The sequence below is a fragment of the Myxococcales bacterium genome, assembly GCA_016720545.1.
Taxonomy (GTDB): Bacteria; Myxococcota_A; Polyangia; order Polyangiales; family Polyangiaceae; genus JAAFHV01.
Genome location: JADKKK010000017.1, coordinates 31628 through 51460, shown reverse-complemented (window position 1 = coordinate 51460; position 19833 = coordinate 31628). Strand labels below are relative to the sequence as shown.

At 69.9% G+C, this 19833-nt stretch carries 20 protein-coding genes; 11 read left to right on the top strand and 9 right to left on the bottom strand.

Going from position 1 to position 19833, the window contains the following annotated elements:
- Positions 1-79: 79 nt before the first annotated feature.
- Positions 80-1333, bottom strand: coding sequence for a porin (locus IPQ09_23805; protein MBL0197197.1), 1254 nt, complete (start codon positions 1331-1333; stop codon positions 80-82).
- Positions 1334-1439: 106 nt separating this feature from the next.
- Here IPQ09_23805 and IPQ09_23800 point away from each other — a divergent pair, with 106 nt between their 5' ends.
- Together IPQ09_23800 and IPQ09_23795 are read left to right on the top strand one after the other, a co-directional pair.
- Positions 1440-2525 (top strand): hypothetical protein, encoded by a 1086-nt coding sequence (locus IPQ09_23800; GenBank protein ID MBL0197196.1) that lies wholly within the window; start codon positions 1440-1442, stop codon positions 2523-2525.
- 512 nt (positions 2526-3037) lie between these two features.
- The gene (locus tag IPQ09_23795) at positions 3038-3823 is read left to right on the top strand and encodes a Uma2 family endonuclease (GenBank protein MBL0197195.1); all 786 of its coding nucleotides are present in this window, start codon (positions 3038-3040) and stop codon (positions 3821-3823) included.
- An 87-nt stretch (positions 3824-3910) separates the two neighbouring features.
- Here the strand turns inward: IPQ09_23795 and IPQ09_23790 are convergent, their stop codons facing one another.
- Complete coding sequence (locus tag IPQ09_23790; GenBank protein MBL0197194.1) at positions 3911-6739, bottom strand: penicillin acylase family protein; 2829 nt, start codon at positions 6737-6739, stop codon at positions 3911-3913.
- 145 nt (positions 6740-6884) lie between these two features.
- On the opposite strand from IPQ09_23790, the gene IPQ09_23785 reads away from it, so the two are divergent.
- Positions 6885-8132, top strand: a complete 1248-nt coding sequence (locus IPQ09_23785) for a hypothetical protein (protein ID MBL0197193.1) — start codon at positions 6885-6887, stop codon at positions 8130-8132.
- Between the two features lie 7 nt (positions 8133-8139).
- Complete coding sequence (locus tag IPQ09_23780) at positions 8140-8316, top strand: hypothetical protein (GenBank protein MBL0197192.1); 177 nt, start codon at positions 8140-8142, stop codon at positions 8314-8316.
- 765 nt (positions 8317-9081) lie between these two features.
- On the opposite strand, the gene IPQ09_23775 is transcribed toward IPQ09_23780, so the two are convergent.
- The 5 genes from IPQ09_23775 to IPQ09_23755 all read right to left on the bottom strand — a co-directional run bounded on the left by IPQ09_23775 (position 9082) and on the right by IPQ09_23755 (position 12503).
- Entirely contained in the window at positions 9082-9774 is a 693-nt protein-coding gene (locus tag IPQ09_23775) for a hypothetical protein (protein ID MBL0197191.1), read from the bottom strand.
- Positions 9771-10310 (bottom strand): hypothetical protein, encoded by a 540-nt coding sequence (locus tag IPQ09_23770; protein ID MBL0197190.1) that lies wholly within the window; start codon positions 10308-10310, stop codon positions 9771-9773. The genes IPQ09_23775 and IPQ09_23770 overlap by 4 nt, the downstream gene beginning before the upstream one ends.
- 229 nt (positions 10311-10539) lie before the next feature.
- Positions 10540-11118 (bottom strand): hypothetical protein, encoded by a 579-nt coding sequence (locus IPQ09_23765; protein MBL0197189.1) that lies wholly within the window; start codon positions 11116-11118, stop codon positions 10540-10542.
- 138 nt (positions 11119-11256) lie between these two features.
- The gene (locus IPQ09_23760) at positions 11257-11730 is read right to left on the bottom strand and encodes a hypothetical protein (protein MBL0197188.1); all 474 of its coding nucleotides are present in this window, start codon (positions 11728-11730) and stop codon (positions 11257-11259) included.
- Between the two features lie 17 nt (positions 11731-11747).
- Positions 11748-12503, bottom strand: coding sequence for a recombinase family protein (locus IPQ09_23755; GenBank protein MBL0197187.1), 756 nt, complete (start codon positions 12501-12503; stop codon positions 11748-11750).
- Between the two features lie 176 nt (positions 12504-12679).
- Here IPQ09_23755 and IPQ09_23750 point away from each other — a divergent pair, with 176 nt between their 5' ends.
- Positions 12680-12859 (top strand): hypothetical protein, encoded by a 180-nt coding sequence (locus tag IPQ09_23750; protein ID MBL0197186.1) that lies wholly within the window; start codon positions 12680-12682, stop codon positions 12857-12859.
- Between the two features lie 27 nt (positions 12860-12886).
- Here the strand turns inward: IPQ09_23750 and IPQ09_23745 are convergent, their stop codons facing one another.
- Positions 12887-13135, bottom strand: coding sequence for a helix-turn-helix transcriptional regulator (locus tag IPQ09_23745; GenBank protein MBL0197185.1), 249 nt, complete (start codon positions 13133-13135; stop codon positions 12887-12889).
- 347 nt (positions 13136-13482) lie between these two features.
- Here IPQ09_23745 and IPQ09_23740 point away from each other — a divergent pair, with 347 nt between their 5' ends.
- The gene (locus tag IPQ09_23740) at positions 13483-14334 is read left to right on the top strand and encodes a hypothetical protein (protein MBL0197184.1); all 852 of its coding nucleotides are present in this window, start codon (positions 13483-13485) and stop codon (positions 14332-14334) included.
- 112 nt (positions 14335-14446) lie between these two features.
- Here the strand turns inward: IPQ09_23740 and IPQ09_23735 are convergent, their stop codons facing one another.
- Positions 14447-15697: a hypothetical protein gene (locus IPQ09_23735; protein ID MBL0197183.1), complete on the bottom strand. Its 1251-nt coding sequence runs from the start codon at positions 15695-15697 to the stop codon at positions 14447-14449.
- Between the two features lie 419 nt (positions 15698-16116).
- Between IPQ09_23735 and IPQ09_23730 the strand changes: the two genes are divergently transcribed.
- The 5 genes from IPQ09_23730 (at position 16117) to IPQ09_23710 (ending at position 19757) form a co-directional block, all read left to right on the top strand.
- Positions 16117-16689, top strand: coding sequence for a hypothetical protein (locus IPQ09_23730; GenBank protein ID MBL0197182.1), 573 nt, complete (start codon positions 16117-16119; stop codon positions 16687-16689).
- Between the two features lie 318 nt (positions 16690-17007).
- Positions 17008-17478, top strand: a complete 471-nt coding sequence (locus IPQ09_23725) for a helix-turn-helix domain-containing protein (GenBank protein ID MBL0197181.1) — start codon at positions 17008-17010, stop codon at positions 17476-17478.
- Positions 17475-18320: a transposase gene (locus tag IPQ09_23720; GenBank protein MBL0197180.1), complete on the top strand. Its 846-nt coding sequence runs from the start codon at positions 17475-17477 to the stop codon at positions 18318-18320. Before IPQ09_23725 ends, IPQ09_23720 begins: the two co-directional genes overlap by 4 nt.
- Positions 18320-19117, top strand: coding sequence for an AAA family ATPase (locus IPQ09_23715; protein ID MBL0197179.1), 798 nt, complete (start codon positions 18320-18322; stop codon positions 19115-19117). The genes IPQ09_23720 and IPQ09_23715 overlap by 1 nt, the downstream gene beginning before the upstream one ends.
- A 166-nt stretch (positions 19118-19283) precedes the next feature.
- Positions 19284-19757 (top strand): hypothetical protein, encoded by a 474-nt coding sequence (locus IPQ09_23710; protein MBL0197178.1) that lies wholly within the window; start codon positions 19284-19286, stop codon positions 19755-19757.
- The last annotated feature ends 76 nt before the right edge of the window (positions 19758-19833 follow it).

Sequence of the window (19833 nt, the reverse complement as noted above, 5' to 3'; positions counted from 1 at the left end):
GAGACTACCGTGGATCCTGGGAGCTTTCCCACTCGGAGGCGTTCGCTCGGACGAGGGCGCGCGCCCGCGAGCCCGAGCCTCAGAGGAAGAGCTGGAACTGCAGCCGCGCGAGGTGGCGTCCGCCCGCCTCGCCGGGGCCGAAGAGGTAGCTGTAGTCGGCCTGCACCTTCAGCGCGTGCCCCGCGATGTAGTAGCTCACCGACCCGGCAGCCTCGGACCGGGAGAGGAGCCTCGGATCGGTGCTACGGAACGGCTGGAGGTGCGAGAAGCGGGTCGCCACCTGGATGTTTTCGTTCAGCATTTGGCTGAGTTGCGCGAAGTAGCCGGCCCCGGAGCGGGACCACTCGCGGAGCGGCTTGCCGTCCGCCGCCTTGCCGTCCCTCGAGTCGAGGTCCGCGTTGCGAAGCAGCGCCTCGCCCGAGAGCGCCAGGCCGCGCCACTTGAACATGAGGTCTGCGCTGCCGTGGAGGTAGTCGTAGCCCCCCAGGCGGTACGTGTCGCCGACGACGCTCTGCTGGCGGTAGCTGTTCTGGTTGTAGGCGACCGTGAGGCCGCACGCGAGGCGCGGCTTCGGGAGCCGCTCGAGGTCGCCCTCGCTGAGGTCGGTGAAATGACCGTTCGGCCACAGGTCGACGCGCGCCACCCACAAGAGCCCCGCCGACTCGGCGACGCGATTTCGACCGTCGCCGCCGAACACCCCGACCTGGTAGCCGAGCGTGTCGCCGAGCCCGAGCAGATTGCGCGAGTAGGCCACCACGCCGACGTCGCGGTGGAGGCTCAGCTCCTCGATGATGATCGACCGATCGGGGAACTCGAGGGCGCCCGACGAGATGACGCGCTGGCGGCCGAGCGGCACCTTCATTTGGCCGAAGCGGAGGCCGATGTCGCGCAGGGCCTCCCACTGCATCGAGGCGTCGCGCAGAGGCAGGCGAAGGTCGCTCTCGGTGTCCGCGTTCGAGAACGCGAGCTGCACGTAATACGTGAGCTTGGGCCCGAGCACGTTGCCCCTGAACGCGAGGCGCGCGCGGCGAATGGCGAGCTGCGTCGCCGCGTCCTCCGGCTCGATGACGGGTGAGCCCGAGGTCTTGTCGGGGTCGGTGGCGAACGCGGCGCGGACCTGCACGCGCGGCCGGATCTGGAGGCTGACGAGGTCGTCCTTCGATCGGATCGTCACGCCTTTGCCGAGCGCGGCCTCCACCTGGGGTCGCGCGGCCGGAGGCTCGGGCTCGGAGGCGCGCGCGGGCGACGCCAAGAGCCAGCACGAGACGCACGAGGCCAGGCACCCCGTGGAGATCGCCCCGACCCACCCTCTCCTGCGACGCATGAGGTTCATGGCGCCCTCCCTTCGGTCGGTTGCCATACACACGCCGCTCGCCTGCGGCTCGCTTGCATGTTCACGAGAACGACACTTAGAAGCCCAGACCGGTAAGCTCGGCAAGATGTTCGTGAAGAACGCCTGCCTTTCCGCGCTCTGCGTCCCGCTCCTCGAGCCGTTCGTCATCGCGACCGCCCGCATGGACACGACGCGCGCGGGGCTCGTGCGCCTCACGGCCGGGGAGTCCGGGGCCCGTGAGGTGACCGGCCTCGGCGAGGCGGCGTGCCTTCACCCGGTCACCCGGGAGGACCTGCCCGACCTCGAGCGCGCTTGGCCGGCCGCCGAGGCGCGCGTCGTGGGCGCCGAGGTGGGCACGGCCGAAGAGGCCCACGCGCTCGCGGCCGCGGCGGCTCCCGGCTCCCCGGTGCTCGCGGCGGCGATCGAGTGCGCCCTCGTGGACGCCCTCGCGCGCGCTCGTGGCCTGTCGGTGCGCGCACTCTTCGGCTGCGACGGGCCGGCGCCGCTCCTCGAGAGCGACATCACGATCCCGATCGCCGAAGAGGCTGAGATGCTCCGCGTGGGGCGGCGCTGGTACGCGCAGGGCTTCCGCGCGTTCAAGGTGAAGGTGGGGAAGGACGCTGAGCGCGAGGCGGCGTCCATGTGCACTCTACACGATTCTCTGCCCGGGCTCCGCCTGCGGCTCGACGCGAACGGGGGCTTCACGGCCGCCGAGGCGCTCGCGACGCTGAGGACGCTCCGCGCGCGCGGCGCCGCGGTCGAGTGCTTCGAGCAGCCCTGCGACCGAGGCGACCTCGAGGGGATGGCGCGCGTCGCGCGGGACGGCGGCGTGCCCGTGGTCGCCGACGAGTCGTTCCGCGGCCTCGACGACCTCGACCAGCTCGTGCGCGCGGGGGCCGCGACGGGCGTGAACCTGAAGCTCGTGAAGCTCGGGGGGTTCGGCCCGTCGCTCGCGCTCGGGCGCGAGGCGCGGCGACGCGGGCTCGACCTCATGGTGGGCGGCATGGTGGAGACCCGCCTCGGCATGACCTGCGCGGCGACGCTCGCCGCGTGCTTCGACGCGGTCGCGTACGCCGATCTGGACACGGCCTGGCTGCTCGCGAGCGATCCCTTCGAGGGCGGCTTCTGGTCGGAGGGGCCGCAGATCCGCGTGACCTCCGGCCCGGGATTCGATGTGCGCCAGCCCGGCTGAGCTCGCCCGGCCTGAGCTCCACGACCGGCACCGCGCGCGGCCTCGGCTACTTTCCCTTCTTGCACGTGACGCGCAAGGTCACTTCCCTCCGCTTTCGCGTCACGCTGCGGCCCGTGGTGCGTGACTCGCCCGTGAGAGCGTGCCGCGACGTGCCGCCGTAGGTAGTGGACTCCCCCCCAAGAGTATGTTGGGCGTACCCCGTGTAGGTTGTCTCAAGGTAGTCGCTCCCGCTCGTGTCGTCGAGCACGAAGGCTCCGCCGCAGGCTTCCCGAGCGTCGCGCATGCAAACCGAGGCCCCCTCCTCGCAGGCTCCCCGCTCAGGCCCCGCGGCGGCCGTCTGCGGAGCGCCCGAGCCCGCGCACGGCCAGCAGGCAAGATACCAACGTCGCACGCCCGCAATGGTAGACGTGCGGCTCTAGCGCCGCAAGGGCACTCGGGAAGCGCGAACTGAGCCACGCGCGCGCGCCTCGTCGAGCGAGCGCGCCTCGAGGTGCTACGCTCAAGGGGCCCTCATGAGCGAGCCTCATCGCACTCCACCTCCCGTGGTCTTCCCGCGCGCCCCGACCGAGGCGGAGTGGAGCGCCATGACGGTCACCGAGCAGGACGCGGCCGTCGAGCGCATTCGCCTCGCCCTCGACGCGATGCGCGAGGCGATGTCCGAAGGAACCCTCCACTCGCGCCCCAAGACGCGCGCGCTCACCACCCTCACCGATTTCTTCGAGCGGGCTCGTCGCCGAGTGTTCCTCGCGTCGGAGCTCGCGGTGCTGTATCCGGGCGAGCCTGTCTTCGTCCCGGACATCCTGGCCGTCCTCGACACCGATCCGGACAAGGAGGTCGAGAGCTGGGTCGTGGCCCGAGAAGGGCGCGGCGTCGACTTCGTGCTCGAGCTCCGAAACCTCGGCCGGAAGCACAAGGACCTCCGCGAGAACGTCGCCGAGTACGCGCGCCTTGGGGTCCGCGAATACTTCACGTTCGACGTGCGAACGAAGATGCTCCGCGGCTTTCACCTGGCCGGAAGCCAGCGCGCTTACGTGCCCGTGCTCGGCCAGGGAGGGCGCCTCCCCTCGACCGTCCTCGGCCTCGACCTCGCCGTCATCGACGGCCGCCTCCGGTTCTTCAGCGACACCGCGCAGGTGCTCGACAGCGGCGAGATCGTCGGCATGCTCGAGCGCATGGTGAGTGAGCGCGATGAGCGCCTCGAGGACGCCGAAGAGCGCGCGGCAAAGGAGGCCGCCCGCGCGGACCGAGCCGAGGCCGAGCTCGCCGAGCTTCGCAAGAGGCTCGGCCCGCTCGAATGACGACTCGGTGAGGGCGCGCCACGGCGCGGACCACCCGCTAGGCCGATAGCCAGGCTACGGCCGAGCCCGGGTGCGTCGCGAGGACGTTCAGGGCACGAAGCGCCGCCGCCCGATCTTGTTCTTCTCCGCCTCGACCTTCGCCCGCGCGACGACGTCGTTGACGCTGAAGGCGAGGTCAACGGTCTGATTTTTCACATACAAATCATAGAGATCCGAGAAGTGGGGCGAGGCCGGGTCGAACACCTGTCCGCCCGGGATCACGTTGCGCGCGATGGGCCCCTTCACCGGATCGAGCTCGGCGACGAAGCGGATCGAGGCGCCCGACGCGTACGTGTAGTCGTCGTCCTCGATGCCGTGTCCGGCGACGTCGACCGTGCCGTCGCCGCCGTGGCGCCCCACCTTCCGCTGCGCGAGCGACGGGAGCGGCAGGAAGAACTGCGGCTCGAGGGTGTGCACGGTCCCCCAGCGCCACTTGGCCGGATCGGCGCCCTGCGCCGTGAACACCGCGCCCAGCGCCTGCAGCGCGGCCTTCGCGAGGGTGAACGACCTCGTCTCGACGCCCGGCGTGTTGACGTCGTCGAAGAGGGCCTCTTTGGTCTTCAGGGTGTTCGGCGCCGACAGCAGCGCCGCGAGGAGCTTCAGCGTCGGCGCGCGGCCGAGCTTCACGCCGAGCACGCCGGCCTCGTCGGAGAGCGCCGCCTGCGCGAGCGCCGTGGCGAACGCCGCCATGATGGCGGTCGCGCGCGAGTCGGAGATCTCCTTCGGCGTCGCCGCGGCCTCGGTGCCCGCGGGGGTGTCGTAGCTCCAGCCCTCGGCGAGGGTCTTCGCTTCGGCGAGGAACGCCTTCACATTCGCGGGAGCGGCGGCGAGCAGCGGCGCGAGCTCCGCGCGTGAGCCGGGGGTGGCGAGCTCGGCCGAGAGATCGGTGACGGCCGCGACGAACGCGGGCTTCCACGCCTTTCCCCAGTTCGTGACGGCGTCGGCCTGGATGCTCGACATCGCGTTCGCGTCGAGCTTCTTGCCGCCCTCGAGGCCCTCTTTGATCCGCGTGGTGATGCGGCCCACGCGCGTCCCTGGGTCGTAGTCGGCGCCCATGTAGAGCGGGAAGCCGCCGACCTCGGGCTCGTTCGCGGGATCGTTGTCCGCGGTCAGACCGACAGGATCGGCGTTCGCCGTGACGAGGTAGCCCTTCGCAGGGTTCTTCGCGTTCGGCGCTACCTTCGGGTCGAAGTACCCGTCCCACTCCGCGGAGCCGTCGCCCGGCAGCACCTTCCACGGCTTCGTGCCCTTCGGCCTTCGCGGCACCCGGATGGCCTGCGTCCACGCGATGTTCCCGGAGTCGTCGGCAAGCACCCAGTTCTGGCCGCCGTAGGAGAAGTCCTTCTGCAGAGCGGAGACACACTCGTCGACGTTCTTCGCCACGTTCACGCTGTAAATCGCCCGGAGGAGCGGCGCGCTCTCGTAGCCCGTATAGCGAATCGAGAGCTCCTCGCCGCCGAGCGGCTCGATGTTCGAGCCCGTGATCCGCGGCACGATCGGGCCGTGGTGCGGGACATCGTAGTAGGTCACCTTGGTCTCGGTGCCGGGGCGGCCGAACCCGCTGGAGCGGAAGGTCTCCTCGCGCGGCACGAGCTTCACTTGCGCGCCCTTGAAGACGACGCACGAGCCACCTCCCGCCGTGCACGGCACGACCGTCTCGCGGTAGACGTCGGTGACGTCGACGTAGCTCACCGTGCTGCCCCAGCCCACGTGGCGGTTCATGCCCAGCGTCACGAGCGGGATGCCCGGGAACTGGACCCCCATGACGTCGAGCCCGTCTTTGGCCGACAAGTGCACGAGGTAGAAGATCGAGGGGCTCCCCAGCGAGAGGTGGGTGTCGTTCGCCACCATGGCGTGACCCGAGGCCGAGCTCTTGGGGCCGACGACCCAGTTGTTCGAGCCGCGATCGGGATCGTTGCGGCGGTCGAGCCCGACCCCCTCGAGGCTCGCGAGGTCCTTGTGAAGCATCGCGAGGGACCCCTTGCTCGCCGCCCGCCCGCGGGCGCGCGGCGGCTTGGCGAGCGCGGTCGGGCCGCCCGCGACCTCTTTCCAGCCGTCGACCGTATACACCGGCTCGAACGGGAGAAAGCGCCAGTAGTCGTCGGCGAACCCGGCGCGCGCGGCCTTCGCCGGATCGGCGTTGCCCACGAACTTCGCGGCCTCTTCCTTGTCCCACGTGGTGCGGGTGACGTCGGTGGTGCCGTCGAACGCGAGCTGGAAGGCCTGCAGCTCGCCGAGGACGATCGAGTCGAGCTCGGTCCACGCCGTGATGGAGGAGACCCCGTAGTAGAGCTCGAGTCCCCCCTTCGGGATCGTGTACTTGCCGGCGCGCAAGGCCTCTTGCCAGGCGTTCACGCCGGCCGCGAAGCTCTTCAGGGTCGCGACGAGCAGCTTGTCGGTGGGCTCGGCCGACGCCTGGAGCTTCTTCCAGCCGACCTCAGCGGTGGCGCGGAGGTGGTGGCTGCGGTACCGAATGTCGCTCCCGATGGCCGCGGAGCTGAAGTCTCCCACGATCTCGGCGAGCGTGCCCGAGGCCTGGCGGCGCCCGAAGTCCATCTCGAGCCACCGGTCCTGCGCCATCATGAAGCCCTGCGCGTAGGCCGCGTCGGGCGTGGTGGCCGCGTAGATGTGGGGGATTCCCGCGTCGTCACGGACCACGTCGACCGGCGCCGAGAGGCCCGCGCCTTTCAGCTCTTCCTGCACCGGCAGCGCGTCGAGCGGGTTCGGCGGCGGGGTCGCGTCAGGCGGCGGAGCCGCGTCGGACGGCGTGGGGACGGGCGCGGGAGCGCCGGGAGCGTCGTCTCCCGTGCAAGCACCGAGGAGCGCGAGGGCGACGAGCGGAAGGAGCGGACGAAACGGACGGAGCGAACGGCGCATGAAGGCACCCTATCCGCTCCGCGTACTTCGTCAACCTGACGCGCGTCCTCACGCGAGACCTCGAATCCGTCCTTGGCGCTGGAGTGGCGCAGTGCGGCAGAGCGCTCCGGTAGAGCAGTGCGGTAGAGTGCCGACCACTCGAACGATGAGCAAGCCGCGAACCTCCGCTCCTGCCAGCTCCGCTCCTGCCAGCTCCGCCGGTTTCGCCACGTTCGCGGGCGACTCCCACAACTTCGGTCGCCAGGTGGCGATCGGCGAGACCGAGGTCCACAAGCCTCGGACGCTCCTCTGGGAGTGGCTCGTGCTCGGTGTCGGCAGCCCTCTGCGCGCCCTCCTCCGCGTTCTGGCCGAAGAGGACCTCGGGGACGGAGACGCCTTCGCGTTCCTGCCCGAGCTGCGGTTCTCGTCGCAGGGCGCACGCGACGGGGGCACGGTGGAGCGGCTCGATCTCGCGCCGCTCGGCGCGCTCTCTCCTGCGCGGAAGCGGGAGCTCGCGGTCGTGGTCGGCCGCGCGATCGCGCTGTTCAGCTGGCTCGGGCTCTCCGACCTGCACTGGGAGAACCTGGCGCTCGGGCTCGACGCGCGCGAGCGCATCGTGTTCGCGCCGCTCGACGTCGAGATCGTCTTCGACGACCTCGCGCTCCCCACCGCGACCAAGCTCTTGCCCGAGGCCGATCCGGAGTACGGCGCGGTGAGCCGCCACGCGGCCGGGGTGCGCCGTGTGCTCCCGTTCCTCGGCAAGCCCGTCGACGTCGTCGACCTCTGCGCGATGGTCGACGCGTACCTGGGCATGCTCACGCTGCTCGAGCGTCATGGGTCTCGGATCGCCGAGGTGTTCACGCAGGTGCCAGGTCTCCGCGACGCGCCCATTCGCGTGCTGCTGCGTGGCACGGGCGACTACGTGCGGGCCCGCTCACAGCCCGTGTGGCCACCGCTTCTCGGCGCAGAGAAGACGCAGCTCGCGCGGGGGGACATTCCCTACTTCTTCCGGCTCTACGGGCGCGCCGGTATTCACTACTTCGTCGAGCCGACACTCGAGCGCCTGGGGCGACTCCCCCTCAAAGGCGACGTGCCGCAGCTCCAGGCGCTCCTGCCGCTCGCGGAGGGGCTGCGCGCGCCTTCTCGGGCCTCGCTGCGCGAGGAGGGTCTCCTCGCCATTCTCGGCGCGTTCGACCACCCGTCGTTCACGGGCACCCACACCCACGGCGAGCTGTCCGTGACGTTCTCCCCACGGAGGCTCAAGCTCGCGTTCGGGCGAGAGGGAGACGAGCTCGTCGGCAAGCGCGATCTCCGCGCCTACGTCGAGAGCGTCTACTTGCCCTGCGCGTGCGGAGAGGTCTCCTCGCCGCTCGTGCCCGCGGTGACCGTGTGCGAGCCCTCGGCGAACGGTTGACCTTGCGATGATCGACGTCCTCGGAGTGCAGGACGTCGTGACTGCCATCGAGGGCCTTCTCGACTCGCCCGAAGAGTACCTGGAGATCGGCCGGGGCGGCCAGGCGTGGTCTCGCGAGCACGTGGCGGACAAAGCCGTGGCGGAGATCGAGGACGCGATCGTTCGCCTGGCGAGGGGCCGGTGAGCCGAGGCTCCGACCGGGCCCAATCAGACGGCTGGAGGGCCTGGTCCTGCATGGCGGGATGGTGGGGAGGCCGGAGCCGCCGGCCCACCACTCGGCGCGCTCTGCGCCGGAAAGACGTACCGCAAGCCCGGCACGAGGAACTCTTGGAGGCCGCTGCGGATGAGCCGCCGCTCGCGGGGGTTGAAGAGGTGACACGCCGCGAGCCGCTTGAGACCGTGGTTCACCTCGCTCGCGCTCAGGTGAAGCGCCCGCGCGGGCTCGGGTTGCGTCCATGGCGAGGCGACGGCCGCGGAGAGGGCGACGAGCTTCAGGGCGACGACGACGTCCCGTCAACGCCACCGAGCAGCGCGAGGCGCCGCCAAGGTCATCCGCCTCTTCGACGTCCGCCCCGCCCCGCTCTCGGGCAGCGCGGCGCCAGGTGGGGAGGGAGGTGGGGAGGAACGCCGCGCCCGTGGGGAGGAAACGAAAACGGGCTGAGGCATGAAGCTCTCAACCCGCTTATTTGCCGAGCTTTCTCGGTCTATTCTGTAGGCGCGATTGGGATTGAACCAACGACCCCTACCGTGTCAAAGGCCGCGAGCGCGCTTCGGAGCGTGCGCGGGCGTTACGAAACCCCTGGATTTACTGCGATCGGCGTGACCTGAGCGTTCCACTCGTTACGTCGCGTTTCGGTTCAGGTGGGGAGGCTGGTGGGGAGGATCGTGGCGCAGGTGGGGAGGACGCTCCCGCCGAGGCGCGCCCTCGGCCCTCGCGGATCGGGGCCGGTCAGGCGCGGAGCGAGCTGAGCCACTCGAGGACGAGGTCCGCGCGCGCTTGCCCCGCGCGGTCGCCCTCGAAGTGCCCGGGGACCGCGTCGATGAACGCCTCGACGGCTCGCAGTCCGACGAGCTCGCTTCGGACAGCGCTTGCCACGCGGGAGCCGGACGTGTGGAGCTCCTCGCGTAGCAGAGGCAGCCCAGCGAGCACCGAGAGGGTGTCCTCGAGATCGTGGCTCGCCTGGTAGTCCCCACCGCCGCGCCCTCGGAACGCCTCGAGCTTCGTGGCGACGAAGTAGACGGGAGTGATGGCGCGGACTTCGATGTCGGCGAGCGAGTGCGACGCGGCCTCGGCGACGGCGTCGCGGTACCAGCGATTGGTCGGGCCGAGCCCGGTGTCCGAGGTCGCGACCACATCGACCCGAACGTCCGCGAGCACGAGGCGGCACAGCGGCGCGTTGTCGTCGGTGCACTCGCGGAAACCGCGCGTGCGGAGCCTGCCGACGAACGCGTAGTACTCGGCGGTCGTCGCGACGTCGACCACGCAGTCCACGTCGACCGTGGGCCTCACCTCCACGCCGCCCTCGAGCGGGTAGAGCGCCGTGACCGTTCCACCCACGAACACGACCGACGGGGTCTCGCCTGCGAGCGCGCGAGCCACCGCCGCGATGGCTTCGCGCGCGCTCCTCCGAGCCGTGCTCACGAGGCGAGCCGCTTCACGAGCTCGTCCTTGGCCATTGCGCGCTCTCGCGCACGGCCGACCCGGAGTGCGTCCACGAGCGCGAGGTACTCGTGCAGCACCGGATCGTCCGCCGCGGCGAGAGGCACGCTCCGGTAGAGGGGCGCGAGCAGGCGGCCGCGCACGTGGGCCCCGTCGCCCGCACCGGGAGCGAGGGGCCACACGACTTGGTCGTCCTCACCGAGCCTGAGCCTCTCGGCCAGAACGGAGGCACCGAGCGAGGTCGGCATTCCCTCGCCGAAGAGCCCGAGCTGCGCCGGAAAGACATACCGCAGGCCCGACACGAGGAACTCTTGGAGGCCGCTGCGGATGATCCGCCGCTCGCGGGGGTTGAAGAGGTGACACGCCGCGAGCCGCTTGAGACCGTGGTTCACCTCGCTCGCGCTCAAGTGGAGCGACCGCGCGAGCTCGGGCTGCGTCCATGGCGAGGCGACGGCCGCGGAGAGGGCGACGAGCTTCAGGGCGACGACGACGTCTTGGGGCTTGAGACGGAGATCCATGGCGTAGCCTCTCCGTGAGGCTAGCGCATGATTCGCATTTTGCAAATCCATCACGTTTCCGTTACTTTGAAAGCCATCTCGACCGCATCCCGGTGCGCCTCGTGGCGCCTGGGCGATTCTCGCTCCGTCCGCTGTACGCGAAGGCGCTCCGCCAGGCCCGGAGAGCTCCCTCGAGACGGAGGTCACGGTCCCACCCAAGATGAACGGGAACGCGCCGGCTCCGATGCGATCACGCGACGTGGCCGCGCGCCAGTACAAGCCGGAGCCCCGTCGCGGTCTTCACGGAGACATGACCACGCGTCGTGGCGACCACCTCCAGGCTAGCGCGCTCCTCGGGGTCGACCACCCCCTCGTACCTGGCGCCGAACTTCTCACGAAGGGCCACCCGCGCTCCGACAGGGAGTGGGCGCGACGCCGCACGCTCCTTGTCGGGCTGAAAGGCGTCGGACGTGGTCATCGCCTCGGCGAGCATTCCGGCTAGGCTCGCCTCGACCCTGGTCGCGGCCTCGCTCAGGTCGGGCGCATTCCTCCACGCCCGGACCTCGACGGCGAGGTTCGCGAACCTCGTGATGGTGCTCTGAAGCTTCCGGCGCACCTGGACGATGGGCGGGAGGCGACGCATCCGCTCCTCGTAGGTTGCCTTCCTCTTGGGGGCCTGCGGCTGGCCGGGCGGCGAGGCGGGCGCGGCCTCCAGATGCGCGGGCGTGTCGAGCGACGCGACCTCGGGCTTGGGGGAGCCAGCCGCGGTCGTGTTGCTCTGCTTCGTCTTCGTCGTGCCGGGTCGCTTCGCGTTCTCGGTGGTGCTCATGTTCGCTCCCACGGTGCCTCCGGGCGTCGGAGGTCTGTCCGTCAGATCGGAACGTCACCTCTTGCCGCCCGAGGCGCTCCTCCATTGATCACATTTTTCCGACTGACCACGCGCCCGAGCGCGCTCGCTCACGCTCGCTCAGTCGTAGGTGGCGAGCAGGTCAATCACGCGGTCGTACACCTCGCGCCGGAGGTCGGACTTGCCGACGCGATCGGGCTCGTAGTCGATCCCGAGTTCCTTGGCGCTCTTCGCGAGCTCGGAGTCGTTCCACCCCTCGAGCTGCAGATCGTACGTGTTCATCGCGCGGGGGCCGAACACGGGGAGCGGCTCGTGCTTAGCCTTCCGCACGACCAGCTCGCCATCCGGCCCGAGCTCGGTGATCCAGACGCCGGCCCACGGGCGCCAGCGGGAGCCGTCCGGACGTTCGACCCACACCTGCTCGCGCTCGCCCACATACACCACGCTCTCGATGTCGGTCGTCCGAATGAGGAGGCCGCGCAGGTGAAGGAGATCTGGAGCCGTGCCCTCGTATGTTGCGAAGGGCGGGAGCTCCGCGAGCTTCCTTGGGTGGATCGACTGGCTGAAGTTCGGGGGGTAGCGCGACGGGGTCATGGGGTGGTTCCTTGGTCCTATCTACATGACACGACAATTGTGGTGGCGCGCGGAGGCGCAGCCGCAGGCGCGTGACGGCGCAGCACCCTCATCACCGTGACCGGCTGCCACCGGCCGCCGCGCTTCGTGCGGCGTCCCTCCTCGCTCAGTCGGGCGACGATCCCGCGGAGCGACAACCCTTGCGAGCGCAGCTCCCCGATCCGAGCCACGGTCACGCGCTCCTCGTCCACGTCGACCACGGCGAGCCGGCCGGCGGCGTCGCGCTCTTCACCGCGACGCCACCCGAGCGCCGGGGGCCCAAGTCGCACGCCCTCGCCCTTGAGGTGCGCCAGCGCCTCGCGCGTGCGCTCGCCCGTGGCCTCGCGCTCCCACTGCGCGACCGACGTGAGCACGTTGAGGACGAGGCGCCCGGCGGCCGTCCTCGTGTCGATCGCATCGCCGACGGAGAGCAGCGAGAACGTCGTCCCGAAGTAACGCTCGACGAGGTCGCCAAGATCGCGAACCGAGCGGGTCAGGCGATCGAGCTTGGTCACGAGCAGGCAGGTCGCACGTCCCTCCGCGAGGTGCTCAAGGGCGCGCTGAAGCCCCGGCCGCTTCAGACTCTTCGCGGAGTAGCCCGCGTCCTCGATGATCTCGACGAGCTCCAAGTCGAGGGCGATCGCGTACGCCTTGAGCTTCTCGCGCTGCGCCTCGAGCGACACACCGCCGTCGGCCTGCCCCTCGGTGCTTACCCTCGTGTAGCCGATCACCTTCTCGCGTTGTCCTTGGGCCATGGGAGCGATCGTCACCATGATCTGTTCCTGAGACGAGCGTCTCGGTTCCACTTTTCGCAGACGACGCACGGCCAACCGCGTCACGCACCTTCGACGCGAAGAGGCAACCTCCGCGGCACGGCGCAAGATCGCGACCCGGGCCTGGTCCGGTGGCCAGGGATGGTGACGGTAGCGCGATGCCGCGAAGCCGCACCGACAAGCTCCTCACCACCGCCTTGCGCCTTGCCACGAAGGCCATCGAAGAGCGCGCAAACGCCGGGGACCTCGAAGAGCTCGCCCTGGTCGTTCTCGAGCTCGACGAGGCCATCGTGCGCGAGTCGGAGACGCCGCCGAAGCGATGGACCCGGGTGCTCTAGACCGTGGGGCGCGGCTCTAGAGCCAGCTCACTCGGGGGAGGGAGCACGCTTCTTGAAGAAGCGCGGCGCGAGGAGCTGCCACGGCTCAACCTCGAGCGCCGTCGCCACCTTCGCGAGCCAGTCCGTCGTCGGGCTCGATGTGCCGGCGAGCACGTTGAACATCTGGGCGCGCGAAACCGTCGCGAAGTCGGCGAGCGCGTTCAGCGTGACCTTCTTGCGCCTCGCGGCTCCGCGGATGTTCTCCGCGACCACAGCTCGCAAGGCGTCCGACTCCACCCCCTGACGCTAGGAAGAGTCCAGGATGGTGGACTCCAGTATATTAGACTGATCGCTGTGGTGTGTTCGAGAAGAGGGGTCATCCGATGCTCAAGAATTCGCTCCTGGTCGCTGGTTTTCTCGTCCTTTCCGTCTCCTCGTGCCGGCGCAAGGGCGACCCGAGCTTCGGTGCGGACGCTGGTTCAGGCCCCACCGCGGCGGTGTCCCCGAGCGCGTCGACGCGGGCGGCGCTTCCCCCAGAGCCCGCGCCGCCCGTCGCGGACGGGGCTGCCGACGTTCCGGACCTTGAGGCCAAGCTCGGCGCCGACAAGGCTTACGGGGCCGTTTGGAGTGGCCCGAGAGCGGACTTGAACCTCTTCCTCACCGGGGTCTCGGAGCTGCTCGCGGCGGGCGAAGCATCGACGGACATCACGAAACCGCTCCGCGACAAGAAGCTCATGGATGCGGCCATCAAGCTGCACATGATCTTCGCGAGGGTCGGACACTACCCAAGCGACTTCACGTCCAAGCTGGGCGCCCACCTCGGCAAGGTGCGTGGCGAGGCCCACCTCGGAACCTGGTCGCCTTGGAGCAAGGGGGAGCCCTTCCACGACTTCACGGCCCTTGCGGCTTGGTCGAGGCCAGAGGACGGTGTGTACCTGCGCGAACGCCTCGGGGCGAAGAGGCTCGGGCCGACGCGGTGGGCGCCATCGCTCCAGGCGCCGACGCGCCCGTGGCTCGTCTCCTCGGGCGCGGCGACCGAGCGGCTGGCGCTCCTTCTGCCGCTCGAGCCCTCGGACTGCTCGGCGATGCGACAGCTTGAGGAGCGCGTGGATCCCCAGACCGGAGCGTCGCGGGGCGTGTGCTTCCCGCGCTTCTCGGAGAAGGAGACCGATCTCCGACCCGTCAAGGATGGCACGAGGGTCAACGTCGCCAGCCCCGACTACGAGATGTCCGACGAGGAATGCGCGGAAATCATCAAGCGGGTGCGCTCCAAGGCCGGAGCCGAGGGCGCCGTGTACGTGAGTATTCCGATCGTGAATGACCGCCCCCAAGACCACGTCGGCACCGCCCGCGCCGACTGGTCCACGACGGCGGTCCTTTGCCTCGACTTGCTCGATGGGGTGCTCATCGGCAAGGGAGTGAAGCCAGGTGCCGCCCGGACGACCCAAGCGACGATAAACCGGCGGCGGCTGGCGGAGGCCGCGAAGGGGCGCTGACACTTGCGCGAGCGCGAGCGGCGACCGCAGCGCGCGCTGCCTTCGGTCAGCACGAGGCCCGGGTCGCCGAAGGCCGCCACGGAGCGCATGTCGGTCGCTTGTCGCGGCATCGTCACCCTACCCCGAAAATCTCCGTCCATTGTGGCACGCCTTGCGTACACGCCAACGCACTTGCGCCGGGCTGCCCCGCTGGGGGCGCCTGTATGGTGCTCCCAAGCACGTCGTATCGCCGCTCTCGTGCCGCGGCGACGAGGTTCTTGAAGTCGGGGTGAACTACGGCCTCCGCTACGACGCGCTCGATGCCCGCCTGCAGGTCGGGAGCGGGCGACCGCCCGACAGAGCGAGCAAGCGCCTTAACGAGGGCGCTCCCATCTCGGCGACGAAGCTCCGCTCCCTCGAGACGACGCGCTTCGGTGCGGTCGACCACGAGAATTCCCGGTAGTGCGGGCCCACCCACCTCTTGGACGTCGACCCAGCGGGGGTCGGTGGGAGCGTGCCGGAGGTCCGTTGCGTTCCCGAAGCGTCCTGGCCCAACCAACCGTAGCCGCCGCGTGGCGTGGCGCCAGAACTGCCCGAGCGCCCGGTCGTCGAGGAGCGTCGCGGGATTGGTCAGGTCGAGCGTGACGGGGGGATGAGCACCACGCAGCCGCAGCGCCCGCCCGTTGGCCCGCACTTCGACACGGCGCACCCGGGCCACGCCATCCCAGCCGTGACGATGCCATGTCGGCGAGTAGACGGACTGCGCCGGCTGCTGCTTGTCGCGGCGAAGCTTCTGGGTCTTGTCGTGGGTCCCGATTGAGAGCGCATCCCGGCGTCGCTTCCCGAGCTCGATGGTCTCTACCGAGCCGTGAGGCTTGAAGCCGTGGGAGTCGATGCGCTTCGCTCCTCCGCGAGGGCCAACGAAGCGCCCGACGTCGCCTTCCACGAACTCAAGCCCGGTGAAGTCGGCACACAGCTCGAGGTTCCGTGTCCGCCATCCGAGGGCCGCGGCGCTTTCGGGATCTGGGCATTGGGAACCCGCGAGGAGCCAGCTCGCGCGGTCGAACCACGTGGTCATCCAGTCGCGGAGGGCGCCCGACCAAACGACGCTCGCTTTCGCGATGAGGACCGCGAACCCGCCCCAGCCGTAGAGTTCGAGCTGCGCCCCGTCCGCAAAAGTGAGGGTGACGGCCCCAGAGTTCCCCCGAAGGAGATGGGCGGTCAAGATGACGCCGTCGGCGTCGGTGAATGTCACGGTGGGGGGCAACGCTTTCCCACCGCGGACTAGCGCGACGAGTTCCCGCAGCTCCACGCGCCAGAGGTCCGCCGGCGCCCTCTCGAGCTTGAAAGCGGTACCTCCGTCGACCGTCGGCGGTGCGATCATCTTGACCGAGGTGCGTCGCGCTTCGGCCTGGCGGCCTCCCTTACGCACCGACGCCTGCGGCGCCTGAGGGGCGTGCGCGCTAGCGGGGTCGGTCAACGCGACGGTGACGCGTGCGTCACCGCTCACCCGAGCGACGAAACCGTCACTCGGGTGTCCCTCCCCCGCTAACGCGCCCCTCTTAGACGGTGATGACACCGCGTCGTTCTTCCCTCGACGCCGACAGGTGTAGGGCCTCGCTCTCTGTCGTGATCGCCCGCCCGAATTCTCCCGCACTCTCTGCCCGTTCGTTCACCTGAGACGTCGGGCGAGTCCGGGAGGTTTCGCTGGGAAGTGGTCGCCGACGGCGAGGTCGCGCGAGCATGCGGGAACAAAAGGAGTGAGCCCGAGCGTCTGACCACGCTCGGGCTCGTGTCGGTGCCGTGCAGCTGCTTTGGAAGTGCCCGCTCTCCGACGAGCGGTACGTTAGCGAACGAGCGTGGGAAAGTGCAATTCTCGACAGCTGTCCGCTCCACCCGGAGGGTGGCTGCGGTCTGGAACGGCTCGGGACGTACGCGCGCGTGGCGCCGGCGGGCGCGCGGGTGCCGCGCTGGTGGTGCCCGAAGGCGGGCGTGTCGATCAGCCTGTTGCCATCGTTTCTCTCGGCGCGGCTGTCGGGGACGCTGGCGGAGGTCGAGGCCGTCGTCGCGGCAGTGGAGTCGGCGGGCAGCGTCGGTGCAGCGGTCGACGTGGTCCACCCGGCGGAGGCGGACGAGGCGATCGGGCAGGCGGGGGCCTTGCGGTCGATTCGGCGCAGGGTCACGGCGATACGGGCGGCGCTCCTCGCGATCGCGACGCTCATGGCGGAGCGCTTCATCGGGGTGCAGCCGACGCTCACGTCGTTTCGCGCGGCGCTCGGGTGCGAGGAGGTCCTGGTCCGCGTGCGAGAGCTCGGTGAGAGGCATCTCGGCGCGTTGCCGGTGCCTCTCGGATTTCGTGCTCGGGCAAGTGGGTGAAGCGGAAGCGCGCTGGTCGGTCCACACGAAGGGGGTCCTGACCTCGGAGGCGACCTCGACGAGTGTCACGGGACGCCGCTTGGAGCAGGTCCGAGCGAGCCACCGAAGGACACCGCCATGCAGACCAAGACCGAGAACATCCATCCGACCGAAGTCCCCCCCCAACCCCCCCGGCCCCCCCCCGGCCCCGGCGCCGCCGGGGGGCCCCCCCCCCCCGGGCCCCCCCCGCCCCCCCCGGCCCCCGCCCCCCCGCCCCGGGCCCGGGCCCCCCCCGGCCCCGGGGCCGGCGCCCCCGACGAGCGTCGTCGCGAGGTCGCGCTGTTTCGCTACGGCGTGATCGCCGACCTGGTGCAACTCGAGCCCCATCATCGCGGCCTGTACGCGCTGCTCACGAAGAAGGCCGAGCACGAGTACACGATCCCGGGCTCGCTTCGCCGGCACGTCGCGGCGGAGACGGTCCGCGGCTGGCTGCGCGCGTACCGTCGCGCCGGCTTCGACGGGCTCGTGCCTCGAGAGCGCGCGGACCAGGGCAGCTCGCGGTCGATCCCTGCCCACGTCGTCGACCTGCTCTGCCAGCTCAAAGAGGACGCGCCGGAGCTGTCGATTCCGACGCTGCTCAAGCTCGCGCGCACGCAGCACGGCGAGGTGGTCACGAGCGAGATCGTGCTGCCCGAGTCGACGGTGCACCGCATCCTCGCGCGACGCGGGCTGATGAAGAAGAAGCCCGCGGAGCCGACGAGCAAGGACCGCCGTCGCTTCGAGCACGAGAGCGCGGCGATCTCTGGATGAGCGACGTGATGTACGGGCCGAAGCTCCGCGAGGCCGGGCGGGTGCGGCGGACGTACCTCATCGCGCTGATCGACGACGCGACGCGGGTGGTGCCGTACGCGAGCTTCACCTTCTCCGAAGGCGCGGTCGCGTACCTCACGGTGCTGGAGCAGGCGGTGCGCCGTCGCGGCATTCCGAAGCGTCTCTACGTCGACAACGGAGCCGCGTTTCGCTCCAAGCAACTCCAGATCGTGTGCGCGAAGCTCGGCACCGCGCTCATCCACGCGAAGCCCTACTCGCCGCAGGGAAAGGGCAAGATGGAGCGATGGTTTCGCACGGTCCGTATGCAGCTGTTGCCGCTGCTCGGGCCCGCAGAGCTCGCCTCGCTCGACGCCATGAACCGCGCGCTCGCCACGTGGATCGAGGGCGAGTACCACCACGCGCCGCACCGAGGGCTCGGCGACGAGAGCCCCGCCGACAAGTGGGCGCGCACCAGCGAGGGCGTGCGCATGCCGGCCGCCGACCTCGGCGACCACTTCCTCGCCGAGCAGAAGAGAAGCGTGCAGAAGGATCGGACCGTCACGCTCGACGGCGTCGCCTTCGAAGTCGACGCGGCGCTCGTCGGCGAGCGGGTCACGCTGCGCTTCGATCCCTCGCGCAAGCCCGAGAAGCGCGCGGTCGAAGTGTGGCACCAGGGGCGCCGCGTCGAGATCGCCCGCCGTGTCGACGTCCTCGCCAACAGCTTCATCAAGCGCAACGGCACGACCAAGAACCTCGAGATCCCCAAAGGCTCCGTCGCCGACCCAAGCGACGGCATGGCGATGCGCGACCTCGTCGAGGACGACGACAAGGGGCTCTTCTGATGTACCGAAAGGCCTTCGCGCTCACGCGCCACCCCTTCGACAAGGATCTCACCGCCGACGAGCTCTTCGAGTCCGCCTCGCTCGCCGAGCTCAGCGCGCGGCTACGCCATCTCGTCGACATGCGCGGCATCGGCCTTGTCACGGGAGACAGCGGGTCGGGTAAGACCACGACGTGTCGGCGGCTCGTCGCGGGGCTGCATACCGGACTCCACCGCGTGCTCTACGTCTCGATGACGACTGGCAACGTGATGGATCTCTACAAGTCGATCGCCTGGGAGCTCGGCCTTCCGACCGAGCGCAATCGCGCCGCGCTCTTCCGGCAGATTCGCGCCGAGGTCTCGCGCCTCTGCGCGGAGAATCGCCTGCGACCGGTGCTCATCGTCGACGAGGCGCACCACCTTCGAACCGACCTCCTCGAAGACCTGCGCCTGCTCACGAACTACGCGATGGACTCCGAGAACCGCCTCACCGTGGTGCTCGTCGGCCATCCCGAACTGCGGCGGCGCATGAGCATGGCCGCCCTCGACGCCCTCGCGCAGCGTATCGTCGTCCGCGCGCACGTGCGCGGCCTGCTGCGCGAGGAAATGGGACCGTACCTCGCGCATCGGCTTCGGCTCGCCGGCACCGAACTACCGCTCTTCGAGGCGCCCACCGTCGAGGCGATCTACCAGGCGTCGAGCGGCCTACCGCGTAAGGCTAACGGCCTCGCGCATCACGCCCTCTTCGCCGCAGCGATCGCGAAGGCGAAGGCGGTCACCACCGAGCACGTGCAGATCGCGATGCAGGAAGTCGCGTAGTCGGCCGCCCAGATCGCAATGACGCCGGAGAGCTTGCGCGTGCTGCGCCGGGCTCCGGCGTCGTCTCTCTTCGTGCAAACGGGTCCTGAGCGCGGAGGCGTTTACGCACTGCGAGAAATCCTGCCGGTGGCTTCACGAGAGAGCGCGAGAGATGGGCGGTGGGATAGTGCGAGAGACAACAGCCCTCCTCCCCGAGGAGGTCGGTCCGTTCGTCGCGAAGTTCCGGGACCTCTATCCTCAGCACTTCGCGATGCTCTACTTGGGCCTCGTCACGGGCCTTCGCCCCTCCACGCTGCGGCCGCTCCGGCGCCGCGGCGCCGAGTGCGACGTGGTGTGGGAGCAAGGGCGCCTCCTCGTGCGGCGCTCGCATTCGCTCGGCGACGAGGTGATGAAGACGACGAAGCAGAAGCGGCGCTACGCCATCGAGCTCCCCACCGAGGCGATGGACGTGCTCCGCTGGCACGTCGCGACGCAGCTCAAGACCCCGGAGCAAGAGGACTCGGACCTGCTCTTCACGGAGCTGTACAGCCACCTCATCCCCGAGCACTTGGCGGAGGCCCGGAACGTCGTGTCGTTCGCAGCCGAAGCAGCGTCGGCCGCAGGGACGGTGCGAAGGGAAGGGCTCGGAAACCGTCTCTAGACGATGCCCGCAAGGGGCGGGCGTCTTCACGAGGGGCGTCATGACGGCGCGGACCAGGGAGCGTGGCGTTAGGCGA

Coding starts and splice junctions, on each gene's coding strand:
- IPQ09_23805 (MBL0197197.1), bottom strand. CDS start 1,333: ATGAACCTCATGCGTCGCAGGAGAGGGTGGGTCGGGGCGATCTCCACG.
- IPQ09_23800 (MBL0197196.1), top strand. CDS start 1,440: ATGTTCGTGAAGAACGCCTGCCTTTCCGCGCTCTGCGTCCCGCTCCTC.
- IPQ09_23795 (MBL0197195.1), top strand. CDS start 3,038: ATGAGCGAGCCTCATCGCACTCCACCTCCCGTGGTCTTCCCGCGCGCC.
- IPQ09_23790 (MBL0197194.1), bottom strand. CDS start 6,739: ATGCGCCGTTCGCTCCGTCCGTTTCGTCCGCTCCTTCCGCTCGTCGCC.
- IPQ09_23785 (MBL0197193.1), top strand. CDS start 6,885: ATGAGCAAGCCGCGAACCTCCGCTCCTGCCAGCTCCGCTCCTGCCAGC.
- IPQ09_23780 (MBL0197192.1), top strand. CDS start 8,140: ATGATCGACGTCCTCGGAGTGCAGGACGTCGTGACTGCCATCGAGGGC.
- IPQ09_23770 (MBL0197190.1), bottom strand. CDS start 10,310: ATGGATCTCCGTCTCAAGCCCCAAGACGTCGTCGTCGCCCTGAAGCTC.
- IPQ09_23765 (MBL0197189.1), bottom strand. CDS start 11,118: ATGAGCACCACCGAGAACGCGAAGCGACCCGGCACGACGAAGACGAAG.
- IPQ09_23760 (MBL0197188.1), bottom strand. CDS start 11,730: ATGACCCCGTCGCGCTACCCCCCGAACTTCAGCCAGTCGATCCACCCA.
- IPQ09_23755 (MBL0197187.1), bottom strand. CDS start 12,503: ATGGCCCAAGGACAACGCGAGAAGGTGATCGGCTACACGAGGGTAAGC.
- IPQ09_23750 (MBL0197186.1), top strand. CDS start 12,680: ATGCCGCGAAGCCGCACCGACAAGCTCCTCACCACCGCCTTGCGCCTT.
- IPQ09_23735 (MBL0197183.1), bottom strand. CDS start 15,697: ATGATCGCACCGCCGACGGTCGACGGAGGTACCGCTTTCAAGCTCGAG.
- IPQ09_23720 (MBL0197180.1), top strand. CDS start 17,475: ATGAGCGACGTGATGTACGGGCCGAAGCTCCGCGAGGCCGGGCGGGTG.
- IPQ09_23715 (MBL0197179.1), top strand. CDS start 18,320: ATGTACCGAAAGGCCTTCGCGCTCACGCGCCACCCCTTCGACAAGGAT.